At 49.0% G+C, this 15,236-nt stretch carries 19 protein-coding genes; 7 read left to right on the forward strand and 12 right to left on the reverse strand.

Annotated elements, in window-relative coordinates; all coding sequences use genetic code 11:
• Positions 1-134 precede the first annotated feature (134 nt).
• Genes B9Z32_RS10720 through B9Z32_RS10740 form a run of 5 tightly spaced genes read left to right on the forward strand, consistent with a single transcriptional unit; the run spans position 135 to position 3,850 of the window.
• Positions 135-908, forward strand: coding sequence for an ABC transporter permease (locus B9Z32_RS10720; protein WP_108421412.1), 774 nt, complete (start codon positions 135-137; stop codon positions 906-908).
• On the forward strand, positions 905-1,711 hold the full coding sequence (locus tag B9Z32_RS10725; protein ID WP_108421413.1) for an ABC transporter permease: 807 nt from the start codon (positions 905-907) through the stop codon (positions 1,709-1,711). The genes B9Z32_RS10720 and B9Z32_RS10725 overlap by 4 nt, the downstream gene beginning before the upstream one ends.
• On the forward strand, positions 1,708-2,466 hold the full coding sequence (locus B9Z32_RS10730) for an ABC transporter ATP-binding protein (RefSeq protein WP_108421605.1): 759 nt from the start codon (positions 1,708-1,710) through the stop codon (positions 2,464-2,466). The genes B9Z32_RS10725 and B9Z32_RS10730 overlap by 4 nt, the downstream gene beginning before the upstream one ends.
• A complete protein-coding gene (locus B9Z32_RS10735; protein WP_199219984.1) occupies positions 2,463-2,792 on the forward strand; it encodes a hypothetical protein in 330 nt (109 codons plus the stop codon). Before B9Z32_RS10730 ends, B9Z32_RS10735 begins: the two co-directional genes overlap by 4 nt.
• A gap of 2 nt (positions 2,793-2,794) precedes the next feature.
• Positions 2,795-3,850, forward strand: a complete 1,056-nt coding sequence (locus tag B9Z32_RS10740; RefSeq protein ID WP_108421414.1) for an ABC transporter substrate-binding protein — start codon at positions 2,795-2,797, stop codon at positions 3,848-3,850.
• Between the two features lie 42 nt (positions 3,851-3,892).
• Here the strand turns inward: B9Z32_RS10740 and B9Z32_RS10745 are convergent, their stop codons facing one another.
• Genes B9Z32_RS10745 through B9Z32_RS10755 form a run of 3 tightly spaced genes read right to left on the reverse strand, consistent with a single transcriptional unit; the run spans position 3,893 to position 6,032 of the window.
• Positions 3,893-4,387: a 2,4'-dihydroxyacetophenone dioxygenase family protein gene (locus tag B9Z32_RS10745; protein WP_108421415.1), complete on the reverse strand. Its 495-nt coding sequence runs from the start codon at positions 4,385-4,387 to the stop codon at positions 3,893-3,895.
• An 18-nt stretch (positions 4,388-4,405) separates the two neighbouring features.
• Entirely contained in the window at positions 4,406-5,119 is a 714-nt protein-coding gene (locus B9Z32_RS10750) for an SDR family NAD(P)-dependent oxidoreductase (RefSeq protein WP_108421416.1), read from the reverse strand.
• A gap of 1 nt (position 5,120) precedes the next feature.
• A complete protein-coding gene (locus B9Z32_RS10755) occupies positions 5,121-6,032 on the reverse strand; it encodes an oxygenase MpaB family protein (protein ID WP_108421417.1) in 912 nt (303 codons plus the stop codon).
• Positions 6,033-6,341: 309 nt separating this feature from the next.
• On the opposite strand from B9Z32_RS10755, the gene B9Z32_RS10760 reads away from it, so the two are divergent.
• Together B9Z32_RS10760 and B9Z32_RS10765 are read left to right on the forward strand one after the other, a co-directional pair.
• Positions 6,342-7,175 carry a cyclopropane-fatty-acyl-phospholipid synthase family protein gene (locus B9Z32_RS10760; RefSeq protein WP_108421418.1) on the forward strand — a complete coding sequence of 278 codons (834 nt, stop codon included), beginning with the start codon at positions 6,342-6,344 and terminating at the stop codon, positions 7,173-7,175.
• Positions 7,176-7,213: 38 nt separating this feature from the next.
• Positions 7,214-8,581 (forward strand): APC family permease, encoded by a 1,368-nt coding sequence (locus B9Z32_RS10765; protein ID WP_108421419.1) that lies wholly within the window; start codon positions 7,214-7,216, stop codon positions 8,579-8,581.
• 12 nt (positions 8,582-8,593) lie between these two features.
• Here the strand turns inward: B9Z32_RS10765 and arsH are convergent, their stop codons facing one another.
• From arsH to B9Z32_RS10810, 9 genes are all read right to left on the reverse strand, one after another.
• On the reverse strand, positions 8,594-9,289 hold the full coding sequence (gene arsH / locus B9Z32_RS10770; RefSeq protein ID WP_369909923.1) for an arsenical resistance protein ArsH: 696 nt from the start codon (positions 9,287-9,289) through the stop codon (positions 8,594-8,596).
• 8 nt (positions 9,290-9,297) lie between these two features.
• Complete coding sequence (locus tag B9Z32_RS10775) at positions 9,298-9,957, reverse strand: MIP/aquaporin family protein (RefSeq protein ID WP_108421421.1); 660 nt, start codon at positions 9,955-9,957, stop codon at positions 9,298-9,300.
• The gene (locus tag B9Z32_RS10780; RefSeq protein ID WP_108421422.1) at positions 9,954-10,439 is read right to left on the reverse strand and encodes an arsenate reductase ArsC; all 486 of its coding nucleotides are present in this window, start codon (positions 10,437-10,439) and stop codon (positions 9,954-9,956) included. The genes B9Z32_RS10775 and B9Z32_RS10780 overlap by 4 nt, the downstream gene beginning before the upstream one ends.
• A 34-nt stretch (positions 10,440-10,473) precedes the next feature.
• Positions 10,474-10,800, reverse strand: coding sequence for a helix-turn-helix transcriptional regulator (locus B9Z32_RS10785; protein WP_108421423.1), 327 nt, complete (start codon positions 10,798-10,800; stop codon positions 10,474-10,476).
• A 79-nt stretch (positions 10,801-10,879) separates the two neighbouring features.
• Entirely contained in the window at positions 10,880-11,359 is a 480-nt protein-coding gene (locus B9Z32_RS10790; RefSeq protein ID WP_108421424.1) for a RidA family protein, read from the reverse strand.
• A 10-nt stretch (positions 11,360-11,369) separates the two neighbouring features.
• Positions 11,370-11,846: a 3-isopropylmalate dehydratase small subunit gene (locus tag B9Z32_RS10795; protein ID WP_108421425.1), complete on the reverse strand. Its 477-nt coding sequence runs from the start codon at positions 11,844-11,846 to the stop codon at positions 11,370-11,372.
• 65 nt (positions 11,847-11,911) lie between these two features.
• Positions 11,912-12,865, reverse strand: a complete 954-nt coding sequence (locus B9Z32_RS10800) for a tripartite tricarboxylate transporter substrate binding protein (protein ID WP_108421426.1) — start codon at positions 12,863-12,865, stop codon at positions 11,912-11,914.
• Positions 12,866-12,888: 23 nt separating this feature from the next.
• Complete coding sequence (locus tag B9Z32_RS10805) at positions 12,889-14,187, reverse strand: aconitase family protein (protein ID WP_108421427.1); 1,299 nt, start codon at positions 14,185-14,187, stop codon at positions 12,889-12,891.
• A gap of 17 nt (positions 14,188-14,204) precedes the next feature.
• Entirely contained in the window at positions 14,205-15,197 is a 993-nt protein-coding gene (locus tag B9Z32_RS10810; protein WP_233248249.1) for a tripartite tricarboxylate transporter substrate binding protein, read from the reverse strand.
• Positions 15,198-15,236 lie beyond the last annotated feature (39 nt).

Genomic DNA, 15,236 nt, shown 5'->3' on the forward strand with positions numbered 1-15,236 from the left:
AATAAAAAGGAGCCATTGGCTCCTTTTTTTATCAACTTGATATTGATTGAATCGCCAAGCTTAAGTGAATACCCCAATCTACTCTGAAGCCAATGTGAGTACCATGAAACGGTAGTTATGTAGGAATGGTTTGAATGTCACACCGCTTGTATTCAGCTTTTAAGTTTGCAATACCACTGCTAGTGTTGTTATTGATTTGGGAATTTTCCATTCAATTTTTTCAAGTGAATGCGCGTGTTTTTCCAAGCATAGAATCCGTTTTCAAAGCTGGCCTCGAAGCCGTCAACGATGGAAGTCTTGTTAAACACATCGCGGCAAGCTTGGGGCGAGTCGCAGTTGGCACACTCATTGCCATTGTGGTCAGTATCCCTTTGGGGGTGGCCATGGGACTCAACCCCATCGTTTCAGATTTCCTATCGCCCTTGTTTAGATTTTTTTCTGTCTTGGCCGGTATTGCCTGGATCCCAATTGCCACCCTGTGGTTTGGCTATGGCTTTGGCGCCATTACCTTTGTTATTTTCAATGCGGTATTTTTTGTTGTAACTTACAACACACTTCTGGGTGTTGCCAGCATTCCCATGCCATTGAGAAATGCTGCTGCATCTTTGGGCGCCAATGGTTGGACACTTCTGACACAAGTTATTTTGCCAGGTGCTTTGCCCAACATCGTCACCGGCATTCGAACTGGACTGGGCTTTGCTTGGCGGGGCTTGATAGCCGCTGAAATGATTGCCACCAATGTTGGGCTTGGCTACATGTTGTTTTTGGCTCGTGATTTCTACAAAACAGAAGTCATCGTTTTAGGCATGATCATCATTGGCCTTATCTGGCTTGCCATTGATCGACTCATTCTGGCACCCGTAGAGCGCGCCACCATTGAGCGCTGGGGTATGGTGAGGAGAGCATGATGATTTTTTTAAAAGCATGGTCTTTTTATCTGCGGCTTGTAGCTAATTTTCCCATTGTTCAAACCATCTTGCCTTTTATTCCGCTGGTAATGGCATGGGCCCTAGTGACCGAATACGAGGTGTTTCCACGTGCTTTTCTGCCTGGCCCCATGGATGTCATCAACGCCTTTGGCACCCTCACCTACAAAGGCGTTTTAACTCAATACTTAGAAGACAGCGTAGTGCGTTTGGCGGTTGGCGCTGCCGTGGGCGTTGCAATAGGCATTCCCTTGGGTCTCCTAATCGGCTTGAGCGATCGAGTGAGGGAGGCGGTATGGCCAGTTTTGTTGTTCTTTCAAGCCATCGGCGACATTGCTTGGCTTCCCATCTTGTTGGTTTGGTTTGGCTTTAGCTTGACCACCATGACTTTGATCATTGTTTACACCGTTCTCTTTCCAATTGTGTTGAACACATCCCTGGGTGTGCGATCGGTATCCACAGACCTTCACCGTGCCGCACTCAGTTTGGGCGCTTCCAAACTCAGAGTGGTGTGGGAGGTTGTTTTGCCAGGCGCCCTTCCTAACATCATGACGGGTCTGAGAAATGGCTTGGGTTACGGATGGCGTGCTCTGATCGCGACTGAAATTATCGTAGGCACTAGCGGCATCGGATTCATGATGTTTGATGCACGCCGCGCCGGTTCGGTGGTGGAAATTCTGCTTGGCATGGTTGTCTTGGGCACACTTTGGTATTTGGTCGACAGCTGGGTTCTTGCACCAATTGAGCGTGCAACAGGAAAAAGATGGGGTCTGGTTACTCAATGAAAAATTTGACAATTCAAAACGTTTCCAAAACGTATTTTGATCCTTACGCCGGCGCCAACGTTACTGCCGTGCACGACATCTCCTTGAAGGTCAATCAAGGTGAATTTATTTCCATTGTGGGTCCATCGGGCTGCGGCAAAACCACATTGCTGAACATGATTGCAGGCTTTCTGCCAATTTCTGGCGGATCTATCAACATCGACGACAAGCCCATCAAAGGGCCCGGTGCAGACCGAGGTGTCGTGTTCCAATCTTTTGCCTTGTTCCCTTGGAAAACAGTTGGCGAAAACGTAGGCTTTGGTCCGCGCATGAAAGGCCTACCCAAAAAAGAATGCGATCAAATAGCACTTGAGTTTTTATCTCTCGTCGGTTTAGAACATGTGGCGCAAAAGTATCCCAATGAACTTTCGGGCGGCATGCAGCAACGTGTAGGTGTGGTACGTGCATTGGCAAACAACCCAGACGTGCTTTTGATGGACGAGCCCTTTGCCAGTGTGGATGCTCAAACACGCATGACACTGCAAGAGGAGCTGACCAAAATTTGGCAAGCGCGGCGTCCAACCATCCTTTTCATTACTCACGATGTCCCGGAGTCAGTTTTTTTGGCAGACCGCGTTGTGGTTCTCAGCAAAGGGCGCGTCCTTGAAGACATGCCTATTCAATTGCAGCGTCCTCGTGTTTGGGATCAATTGATCGAAGACGACACATTCAAGGGCTTGAGCGCTCAAGTGCTTAGCAAGGTGCGTTCAGCATGAAGCTTTGGCATTCAATTTGGCAGTCAAGCCGCGGCAGGATTGTCATTGTCAGCCTGTTTTTGTTTGCTGCTTGGCAAATCTACTTGGAGCTTGCTGCATCAGGCAAAGTGGATGCAAGTCTGCGAGATGGCAAAAACAAAGTGAATGTTCAAGTTGTTTTGCCTTTTACGCCTGATCGCTTTCATGTCATGGCGATGCAGCAGTTTGGCCGAGTTTCGGGTACGGAAGATACTTCAATTGAAGTTCGTGGGGTGAAGCGGGATGATTTATCAAGCCTTGCGCGCCCTTTTTGGGTAAAGCGGATAGAACCACTAAAAGGAGACTGAGAATGTTACTTCGGAAATTTTTGCTGTGTCTTTGCTTGTTAGCACCAGGGCTAACCATAGGACAAAATCTCATCAAGGTGAAGGCTGGCATGGTGGCTGGCGTCGATCAAATCGGATTGCCGATTGCACTCGAACGTGGCTTTTTTGAAAAATGGGGCTTAGATGTCACCATCGCTCGCCCCTATGCAACGGGCGTAGACGCGCTCAACTCTTTGCAAGCTGGTGAAAATGACTTGCTGCAAGTTGGCGTACCCATGATTGGCGCTGTATTGCGTGGAATTGATTTGGTCGCTTTGGGCAATTACAGCGGCAGTGCTCACAAATTGGGCGGCGACGCTACCATTTCCTTGATCGCTGGTTCTGCGTCTGGCATCGTCAAGGGCGATCTCAAGACACTCAAAGGCAAAAAGATTGCGGCCTCTTTCGGCACGATCAACCACCTTTATGTTTTGGGTCTGCTCGAAAAAGCAGGTTTAACGCCCGCTGACGTCACACTTGTCAACACGCCACCACCCGACATGACAGTGGCATTGCTTGCAAAAGGCATTGATGCATTCGCATGCTGGGATCCAGTGCCCATCATTGCCTTGAAAGATGTGCCTGGCGCTTTTGAAGTCATTCGCGGCGGCGATGTCATTTCTTATGTCGGTTTCAATGTCGCTTTGAGGCCCTGGGTTGAAAAGAATGGCGCCACCATTGAAAAGTTTCTTGCAGCTGTGTCCGAAGCTGATCAATGGATGCGGGCCAATCCCAAAGCTGCAGCTCAAGTTGCAACTCGCTGGATTCCAGGTCTGAGACAAGATGTTGCAGAAGCCGCCATGCAGTTCAACATTCAGCAAGCTGATCGACGCTTGTCTATGAACAACTACAAGGCTTTGTGGGCTGCTCAAGATCGTTTGAATCGCTTGGGTATCCTCAAAGCAAGTTTTGATGTGAACAAACACATTGAACCAAAGCACATGCTCAAGGTCATGAAAGAAAACCCCAAGTTGTTTTCTGATTTGCCACCCATCCCTGCCAATGTGATGATTGCGCCAGGGTATGTTTTCAAACCCTAAGGTTTAAAGCAAAAAAAAGAATGGGGCCTTAGGCCCCATTTTTTATCGAATGAATTGATCGATGTATTCAGCCCCTAGGCCAACGGCTGCATAGTGTTTGCGGCACATCTCAATTTTGGTAAATACATCTTCGTAGCCTGTGGTTTGGCCTTGGTCGTCAAGGTAAATCATGGCGCCATGAATATTGAATTGGGTGATCATTTCTGGTTCACCCACCACTTCGTCGACCACCAGCGTGTGAATTTCACCAGGCGGCTCATAGACAAACGATCCAGCCTTGGCAACCCAGTCGTGTTCTAAATATCGCCAAGCACCCTTGATGACATAGCCCGTCACCCAAGAAGGGTGAATGTGGCGAGACAGCACGCCAGACTTGCGCACGCGCAACAAGTTGCACCAACTTCCTGTGACTGTGTTCATAAGCAAGGGTCTGAACCAAACATCAGGCGCTTGCGGTACCCAAACTCGCTCGTCCTCGGGAATGGCAGTTACGGCAATTTCGGCTCTGATACCTGGATGTTGTGTAATAGGTGTCATTGTTCAAGTCTTTCTTATTTAAGAAATTAGATATCCACCGTCTACAGGCAAAACCACACCTGTGACAAATTGAGCTTGTGGGCTGGCCAAAAACAACACAGGGCCAGCCACATCGGCGGGTGTACCCCAGCGCTTCATGGGCGTTCTAGCCAAGATGGGTGCAGCGCGCAGGGGGTCGTCTTGCAAAGCTTGGGTGAGTGGTGTGGCAATCCATCCGGGAGCTACAGCGTTGACGCGTATGCCATCGTCGGCATAGGCAATGGCCAAAGATTTGGTCAATTGGGCCACGCCACCTTTGCTAGCACTATAGCCTGGTACCAAACCTCCACCAAAAAAACTGAGCATGGATGCAGTGTTGACAATACATCCGCGGCGAGCTTTGAGCCCCTCGCGAGCTGCAGCACAAACACGCATTGTGCCGTTGAGGTTGATATCGACTGTGCGGGCAAAAGCTTCTGGTCCTAATTCAAGTGCGCGTTGAATCACACCTGCGCAATTGACCACCACATCAAGCTCTGACAATGAACTTACCATCAATTGAACTGCAGAAAGATCGCGAACATCGAGAACCCGAAAATCAATACCGGAATTGGCGGATTTTTGGCGGGCAGTTTCAACTTCCGAAAGAGTGGCGCCTGTGGCCACAACTTGTGCGCCTTCAGCTTGAAAGGCTTTTGCAATGGCCTCGCCGATGCCGCTTGTAGCACCTGTAATGAATACTTTACGGACCATCTTATTCATTCCTTTTATATTGGTTAACTCGTGATCTGGCCACCGCACTCACGCCCTGTTCGTTGAGCATCCACTGAACCGGTTGGGAAGCGACTTGCAAGGATAGCCTGCGGGCTTGAATGAGCAAACACACATCCGATTTTTTTTCCAATTTTTGCATTAACCAACTTGGAATGATGTCAAACGAAGCCCTCAAAATTAAATCAAAGAAGGGTTTTTCTGTGAACTCAACAGAATAAGACTCAATCGATTGAAGGGTTTCACGCGTTCGATGATCAAAAACCAACTCAAACTCATATTGCTTCATTGCATTCTTAGCATCGTTGAAAGTAATGGGTAAATTTGTTGCACCCAACATTTCACCCACTTTGTTCATCTCTACGATGTAGCGGTCGCATTCTGCCGTAGACAATGGAAGCAAACTAAGGTGTTGATAGGCTGTTAAAAAGGAAATGGTCTCAACCAGATGAACCCATCGAATGAGATGAGGATCGTTGGCGCAATAAGGCTGTCCATTTAAATCAATGCCTCGAATATTGGCATGAATTGAATTTACACGCTGAATATGTTGGTTGGCAAGATCGACGCCGCCGTAGGTAGTTGCTGCAACAAACATGGCCGTGCGGCCTAGCCTGGCCTTAAGCTGGTGTCTAAAGTTGGAGTGATCCCAGACAGCCGCCAAGGCCCTTGGATGAAGGGCCTGAATCATCAAAGAAGACAAGCCACCCACCATCATGGCAGAAAAATTGGCATGGACTTTCCAAACAACCGACTGTGGACCAAAGAGACCAGGGTCGCCAACGGGTATTTTGAATTCCTCTAATGAGGAAGAAGCACCCGTCATGTTTTGAAGCCCTTTTCCAATGGCCTCAAACAACAATGGCTTGAAGGTTTGTTGGAAATTTGAAATCACGAACTTAATCCATGTGGGCGCTGAGCGGCAAAATTCATGATGAGCCCCATAAAGTCAGAGTTTTTTGCTTTCTAAAAATCTAAGAAAAAATTAACCAGTACATTCTAATTTGATGCCAGATTTTTTGCACAAATTACACACCTAAGAAGTGGTATGTTGGATTCAAGGGTATTTACTGATGAAGGAATAAAAATTTAACTTTGATAAGAAATGTCATCAAAGAAAGATTAACCTAACGGTTTTTTACAATGAGCTGAAATTTTCAGTAGCCTTTAAACCCAATCTGATAAGTCAAATAAGGAGTTGATCATGAAGTTGTCTCGTATTTTATTGTCCGCACTGCTGATCAGTGGGATGAATTTCGCCTACTCAACCACGCCCGCAGCACCGACCTACGCGCCCGTGCAAGGTCAAGCTGGCAAGGACGTGATATGGATCCCCACGCCAGAAGGACTGATCGACAAAATGCTCACCGCAGCCAATGTCACTCATCAAGACAAAGTGTTTGATTTAGGTGCGGGCGATGGCATCATCGCCATCACCGCTGCACGCAAATACAACGCGCAATCGGTGGGCATTGAATTCAACCCCGACATGGCGCAATTTGCTCGGCGCAAAGTGGCAGAAGCTGGTTTGAACGACAAAGTGAGAATTATCACGGGCGACATCTTTCAAGAAGACTTCAGCTCAGCCACTGTGGTAACTCTTTACCTCATGCCACATCTCAACATGAAGCTTCGCCCCACCTTGCTCAAGATGAAGCCTGGTACCCGTATCGTCTCACACGCATTTACCATGGGTGATTGGGAGCCCGATGAAACCATGTCATACAGACATTCAGTGGGGTATTTTTGGGTTGTTCCTGCGCAAGTTGAAGGAGCTTGGGTTATGAATGGCATGGACGGCGGCCCCATTCGCTTGAATATGAGTCAATCATTTCAAAACATTGGCGGTACCCTCACGCGTGGTGGCCAAACTTTTGCCATGCTTGGTGCCAGATTGCGCGGAGATGAAGTGAAATTTCAATTCATCACACCTGACCGCAAAGTGCATGCCTTTTCTGGCCGAGTTGATGGCCGTCGCTTAACTGGCAATGTCGTTTCCGATTACATGCACACGCCCGTAGAAATCACGCGCCCTTGATACCAATTTGAACCACTCTGCTTTGTTGGATGATCCAGATGAATCCTGATAGCTCTGCCCCTGACAAGTTGCTCCGTCTGCTACACCCTCTTTCAGCCATAGCGCTCATTGTGGGCATCGTGATTGGCGCCGGCATTTTCAAAACCCCCTCGCTGGTTGCAGGCATTAGCGGAGATGCAGGTTGGGCACTGGTTTTGTGGCTCGCTGGCGCTCTGATCTCCATTGTGGGCGCGCTGTGTTATGCAGAACTCTGCACAACTTACCCCAATGCAGGGGGTGACTATCACTTCCTGCACAGGGCATTTGGCCGCAACATTTCTTTCATTTACGGTTGGTCTCGCGCCACGATCATCAACACAGGCTCTATTGCTCTGCTGGCCTTTGTTTTTGGCGATTACATGAGCACTTTGGTGAACCTAGGCGCTTACTCAAGTGCTATCTGGGCACTGCTCATTGTGGTTTTCTTAACCGCCGTCAACCTTGCCGGCATTCACGCATCTTCGAGAATGCAAACTTGGTTAACCGTGACTGAAATTGTTGGCTTGTTGGCAGTGGTTGTGGCAGGATTTTGGGTCGATGCGCCCTCTTCTGGCGCCATCCAATGGTTTGCCCAAGCGCCTGCGCCTGCACAGTGGGGCCTGTGCCTGGTTTTCGTTTTGCTAACCTTTGGCGGCTGGAATGAGTCGGCCTACATTTCGGCAGAATTAAAGGGCGGACCACGCACCATGGTCTGGGTTATCTTGGCCAGCATGGTCACCCTCACAGTCATTTATCTTTTGGTCAACACGGCCTTGCTATTGGGCCTTGGCTTGAGTGGCTTAAGCCAAAGCAAAACTGCAGCAGGCGACTTGTTGGGTATTGCCTTCGGTCCTTTCGCACAAAAATCTTTAGGTTTATTCGTGGCCATCGCCGCTCTAACCAGCATCAACGCCACCATGTTTGTTGGCGCTCGAACAAACTTTGCTGTTGGCACTGACTGGAAAGCTTTGCGCAAATTAGGCCAATGGCAAATGGACATTGGCAGCCCCAAACCAGCCTTGCTGATGCAAGCCATCATCAGCATCGGCCTGATTGCTTTGGGCACTCAAGAGGCCGACGGCTTTTCTGCCATGGTTGAATTTACCGCGCCTGTTTTCTGGGGCTTCTTGTTCATGGTTGGGCTGTCAGTGATTTGGCTAAGGCAAAAAGATGCCCAAGCTACTCGCCCTTTCAAGGTACCGCTTTACCCCATACTGCCTTTGATTTTTTGCGCAGTCTGTGCCTGGCTCACCTACTCAAGCATTACCTATGCCATCTCTCAAAAAGCCATCCATGTTTCCATGTGGCTCATTGCGAGCGGTGTTTTGGCCTTGCTAATTTTGCGTGCCAGAGAGAAAACTCTGGAGCAGGCAGCCAATCAAACTTGATGAGTCGGCAGTTCAAGCCGGCTCTTTGCGTTCACTGTATCGATCGACTAAATGCGATGCGATATCGCGAGTCAAAAGTGTGAACTTCAATAATTCTTCCATGACATCCACTACTCTGTCGTAATAAGCTGATGACTTCATACGACCATCTTCTTCGAACTCTAAAAAAGCTTTGGCCACCGAGCTTTGGTTAGGAATCGTGAGCATCCTCATCCATCGGCCTAGGATTCGCATTTGATTGACCGCATTGAATGATTGCGACCCTCCACTGACTTGCATCAAAGCCAAAGTTTTTCCCTGCGTAGGACGGACTGCACCAACTGACAAAGGAATCCAGTCAATTTGACTTTTCATGATGCCAGTCATAGCGCCATGACGTTCTGGCGAACTCCAAACCATACCTTCAGACCACGCAGCTAAATCACGCAACTCTTTCACCTTGGGATGAGAATCAGGAGCAGCATCAGGTTGGGGTAGATGCAAAGGATCAAACACTTTCACCTCTGCACCCATTGCCTCCAGCAATCTTGCAGCTTCTAGCGTCAATAACTTGCTGTAGGAACGCTCACGCAAAGAACCATACAACATCAAAATTCTTGGTGGATGGGTTGAGGGCTGTTGCGAAACTAACAAAGATTGCTGAGGGACCTTGAAACAACTTTCATCCAAATTGCTCAGTTTTTCAGTAGTCTTAGAAAGGAATGCCATATTCATTCTCAGTGACTGCGTTGATGCTCTGAGTTCAATAAAGAATGAAGCATCAACCCAATGAATCCGCCCACAATCTGAGCCACGATAAATGCAGGAACATCTGCGGGTGAAATACCCGCAAATGTATCTGTAAACATCCGACCAAAAGCCGCTGCAGGATTGGCAAAAGAAGTACTTGCCGTGAACCAATAGGCGGCACCAATGTAGCAAGCCACCAAAGAAGAAGCCTTGCCTTCAGGGGAACGCAAAATTACAAAAAGTAATCCAGCAGTTGCAACTGCCTCAGCCAGCCACTGAGATGGGCCCGTTCTGACTTTTGTGGACCACTGTAGTATTTCCAATTCAAACATAGCATGAGCAACCCAAGCGCCCACAGCAGCACCCGCAAGTTGAGCTAGCACATAGCCAAATAAATGATGCCGCGCTAAGTCTTTGCGATAAGCCATCACGAGTGACACCACAGGATTGAAATGAGCGCCGCTCACGGGGCCGAGTGTTTCTATCAATACGTAGAGGGCGAAGACTGTGGCAAGCGTATTTGCTAAAAGCGCCACAGCCACATTGCCACCCGCCAATTGCTCGGCCATGATGCCAGAGCCAATGACGGTGCAAAACAGTGCTGCTGTTCCCACAAACTCAGAGAGATACCTTTTCCAGTGAATCATTTGTCAGCAAGCTCTCGTGCCGTATGTTCTAAGGCTATTTTGTTTAGACTGGAAGATGGCAAGTTCGTGAAAATTTCAAGACGTCTTTTGATTTGATACAGCGTTTGCTTGAAAGCTTCTAACTTTTCTGTATCACTGCCAGTCCCTTCTGAAGGATCGGCATAGCCCCAATGCGCTGTAGCGGGCTGACCTGGCCAATAGGGGCAAACTTCACCAGCAGCGTTATCGCAAACAGTGATGACCAAGTCCATTTGAGGCGCGTTGGGTTCTGCAAAAACATCCCAGCTTTTGCTGCTCAAACCTTCTGTTGAAATACCCGCATTTTGCAAAGTCACAATGGCCAAAGGGTTGGGTTTTTGATTTTCTCTAGGGCTACTACCAGCTGAATAGGCTTTGAATTTTCCATGACTCAAATGGTTGAGCATTGCCTCAGCCAAAATGCTTCGAGCAGAGTTGTGAGTACAAAGAAAAAGTACGTTCAAGGGTTTTGTATCAGTCTCTTTAGTTTCCTTGTGGTTAACAGGTTTTACAAATTGCCTCTGAGTTCACTTCGCAAGACTCCCCTTGGCAACAGTTTTGGGATAGAAACGCAAGGACCGCATTCATGCGATCGAACTGAGCTCGATAAATCAGATTGCGGCCGCTACGTTCCTGAGAAATCAGGTCGGCATTCATCAGCTCTTTCAAATGAAATGAAAGTGTGTTTGCAGGCATACCCAATTGCTCAGCAATTAGTGCCGGCGTCATACCCTCACTGCCCCTCACAACCAACACCCTGAAAATTTGAAGTCGGTTGATCTGTGCCAAAGCAGCCAGCGCTTTGATGACGAATTTCTCTTCCATAATTCAACTCTAATAGAAATATATGACAATTTAACGAAAAAAGTCGTGAAAACGCTGACAGCCAAATAATGCTGTTTATTTATTCTGGCCAGACTTCAATCTCTCCATTGATTTCCACGGCCATGCCGCGGGGCAATGTCGACATGCCAACGGCAGAACGGGCGTGGCAACCCGCTTCAGGACCAAATAGTTCAAAGAGCAGGTCGGAGGCACCATCAATCACTTGCGGCATGGCCGTAAATTGAGGGCTTGCATTGCACATACCAAATATACGAACAATCTGTTTAACACGGTCTAAGGAGCCGACTTCAGCTTTGACCGTAGCCAGTATGGTCAACATCACCGCACGTGCCGTTGCATAGCCTTCGGCTTCAGTGATGTTTTCACCAAAGCGTCCCGTTTGCCTCACGCCTTCAAGCAAGGGCAAATCTAAGCCGTGCCCTGACAGATACAGCATGTTGTCGACTCGAACACAGCCACGCCGATTCTTTTTGGGAAACACAAAAGCTGGCGGCAATGAATAGCCCATTGCCTTGAGTCGCTCTTCTATGGCATTCATAGTTTCTCCATCATGCGTTTTGTAAATTGGCTTTCTTTTGCTGCCACCATTGATTCAGCCAAGCTGTGGTGCCACCACTAGATAAGACATCTTGCAAAGCCAAGGGTACGGGTTCAAATTGGTATTCACGCTTCTGGGTGATGTTGGAACACACGCCAGTTTGAAAATCAACACTCAGCTCGTCACCTTGCTGGCAGGCGCTTGAAATTTCCTTGCATCCCGTTAGGACAGGCAATCCAATACCAATGGCTTCTCGATAGGCCAAAAAAGACATGGATTCGCATACAAGACCAAGACCCAAAGCTTTCATCGCAATATAGCCTTGCATCTTGGCGCCCATGCCAAAGTTGCGACCGGTTACGACAAGATCGCCAGGACGGCAAAGTTTGTGAAAGTCAGGAATGACACCCTCAAACAAATGCTCAACAATGTATTTGGGATCTGTGCGCATTTCTGAGACGATGCGCATGGGCACAACGCCACCCATGTGGGGGATGTCATGGCCAAAATGCCAACAGCGCCCCCTCATTGACCAAGCAAACTCTTGCAAGATTATTCTGCCTTGATACCGGCATTGCGAATGACGGTGCCCCATTTGTCAAGTTCGCGGCGAATATGACCCGCAAAAGCTTCTGGCGTGCTCGCAACAACTTCAGAGCCGTCATTGCTCAAACGTGTTTTGATTTCTGGGCTAGTGATGATGGCTGCAATTTCCTTGTTCAAACGCTGCACAATGGCATCTGGTGTGCCTGCTGGCATCATCAAACCTACCCAAGCGTTGACATCAAAACCAGGTACACCAGACTCTTGAATGGTCGGTACATTGGGCAGTTGGGCCATGCGCTTAGCGCTTGTTACGAATACCGCTTTGATCTTTCCATCGCGAATGGTGCTCATCACTTGTGCAGGCGAAGTGCACAAAAGTTGCAGGCGTCCACTGATGAGGTCTGTCATGGCTGGGGGTATGCCTTTGTAGGGCACATGGGTGAACTTGATGCCTGCGGCGCTGTTCAACAATTCCATGCCAATGTGCGCAGCAGTACCCATGCCTGAATTGCCCATAGTGACTTCACCAGGTTTTTGCTTGGCCAAGGCCATTACTTCCGTAAAGTTTTTGGGAGCAAAGCCATTGGAAGAAACCACGACCAGCGGAATGGCCGTAGTTTGGATGAGTGGCACAAAATCTTTGATAGGGTCGTAAGGCACTTTATCGCGCAAAGCGGGGTTGATTGCGTAAGTGGTGGTCACCAGCAAAATGGTGTAGCCGTCACCGGGCGACTTGGCTGCCGCTTCAACGCCAATGAGAGTTCCTGCACCAGGCTTGTTGTCAATGATGACGGGTTGGCCCAGGCGTTCAGAAAGCTTTTGACCAATGGTTCTGGCTTGTATGTCTAAACCATCGCCAGCCGGAAATGGCACGATGATGCGGATGGGACGATCGGGGTATTGAGCTTGAGCAGAAAAGCTCAGCAAACAAAACAAGGCGACGATAAACCGAAGAAACATGGAATGACTCCTAGCATTGGTAATTAAAGATGGCGTGGGTCAATGATTGAACCCGCCACAGAAGAGGCCGCAACTGTCAAAGGATTTCCAAGATACAGCTTAGCATCTTTAGCACCAAAGCGGCCGTGGTTGTTGTTGGTGGCAGTAGAGATAGAAACCTCTCCTGAATGCAAAGGACCTACAACTGCATCATTGCAGGGCCCGCAGCCTGGGGGCAAAACCACTGCGCCCGCTTCGACAAAAACTTGCATGAGATCAGTAGCAGCAAGTCTTTTCAATGTTTCTTCAGAACCAGGGACAACAAAGAGCCGGACACCCGAGGAAACTTTTCGAGAGCGCAAAACTTCGGCAGCAGCAGCGATATCCTCATACATTGAAGAGCCACATGAACCGATAAAAGCATGGTCTATTGGCTGTCCTGCCACCTCTGAAATGGGCACCGCATTTTGAATACCACCTGGCAAGGAAACCAGTGGCTCCAAATTATCCAGATCTATTTCAGCCCGCATTTGATAGTGCGCAGATGGATCGGAATATTCAGCTTTAAAAGGTGATTTTGCAACGCTGCTGGCATGCTCCAAAACCGCTTTTGAAGGCGGGAAGAAAACACCGTATGCGCCAAGCTCAGTGGGTGTACTGCAAAGCGCCACCCGAGCAGCCAGGCTAAATTGATCAAGGTCTCCTGCAAACTCAAGGATTTTGTAATCTAAATCAAACGGAATTGTGCCAAGCTTGATCAGTCGGCCAATATGGGTGCCTAGATCTCTAGCATGAACATAGGGTGGCAACTTGCCTTTTAAGGTAAGTTGCAAGGAATGTGGCACCATGATCCAATTGGTTCCGGTGGCCAGGACTCGCGAAATTTCAAGCCCAACACGAAAACCTACAGCGCCTAAAGCGCCAACATTGGTGCAGTGACGGTCATTGTCAAATACAAAATGACCAGGGCTGACAAGCCCCATTTCCATGGGAAAAATATGCCCGTGGCCACCTCGCCCAACATCAAAAAAATGACCGACCTTCCAAGCTTTTGCAGCTTGTCGATTGGTGGCACCATAAAGTGCAGCCCGTGGGCTACCATACAAAACCTCATGGTCCGTGACCAAAACGACCTTCTCGGGGTTGGCCAGTTGATCAATACCGATGCTGTCGAGGGCTTTTTTGATACTGGGTAAAACATTGTCATGCACCATCACCATGTTAGGGATGGGAAACACAAAATCACCTGGCGCTACGCTAGGCAGGCCACAGGCTTTTGCAATGATTTTCTCAGGGCCTGTCATGGCCCTAACTGTATTGCTAGCCTGTTCCTGCGTGTTCATGAGCGTTGGATTGCCAATCAGTCGAGCTTGAGACCAATGGTCTTGACGACTTTGGTGTAACGCGAAGCCTCTTCAGCAATCAATTTGGCAAACTGCTCGGGATTGTTGCTGATGGGGTCGGCACCGTTGCGTTCCATGGCTTGCTTGAAGTCGGCTGTTGGCACAATAGCCGCAAGTTCCCTGTGGAGTCGATCAATGATAGGACGGGGTGTGCCAGCGGGTGCAAATACGCCGAGCCACAGGCTAACTTCAAATCCGGGATAGCCAGACTCAGCTACTGTAGGTACATCGGGCAATGCGGGAGAGCGCTGGGTACTACCTACTGCGAGCGGCCGCAGTTTACCGGCCTTGGTGTGCTGCAAAAGCGCAGGCATTGAGCCAAACACGCTTTGAACCTCATTGGCGAGCAAGGCCAAGTCAGCCTGGGCATTGCCTTTGTAGGGCACATGCTGCAAGTTGGCTTGCCCAACATCTTTCAGCATCTCCATGGCCAAGTGAGTGGTAGAGCCATTGCCAGCAGAGGCATAGTTCAGTTTGCCAGGGTTTGCTTTGGCAAGCTCGACAAGTTCCTTCAGGTTGTTGGCCTTAACCTGTGGATTGACCACAAGCAGATAAGGTGTGATGGCAACCAAGGACACCGGTGCGAAGTCTCTGATGGGGTTGTAGCCAAGCTTTGAGTAAGCTGCCGGCGCAACCGCATGGGTGCTGGTGGTGCCGATGCTGATGGTATAGCCGTCAGGTGTTGCCTTGGCTGCAACATCAGCGCCAATTGTGCCGCCTGCTCCGCCTCGGTTGTCGACAATAACTTGCTGGCCCAGCCGTTCTGAAAGCTTCTGCGCTACAACTCGGCCCACAATGTCTGTTGAACCTCCGGCTGGGAACGGAACGATCAGGCGTATGGGCTTGTTGGGGTAATCGGACTGCGCCAAAAGGGTGGCCGGAGCGGTAAGTACCGCCGCAGTCAAGGCGACGGCCAGCATACGGATCGAACTTGTGGTTTGCGATTTCATTGGCAGATTCCTCATAGTTAAACACTGATCAGGCTTTAC

It is taken from the genome of Limnohabitans sp. MMS-10A-178 (assembly GCF_003063375.1).
Classification (GTDB): Bacteria; Pseudomonadota; Gammaproteobacteria; order Burkholderiales; family Burkholderiaceae_C; genus Limnohabitans_A.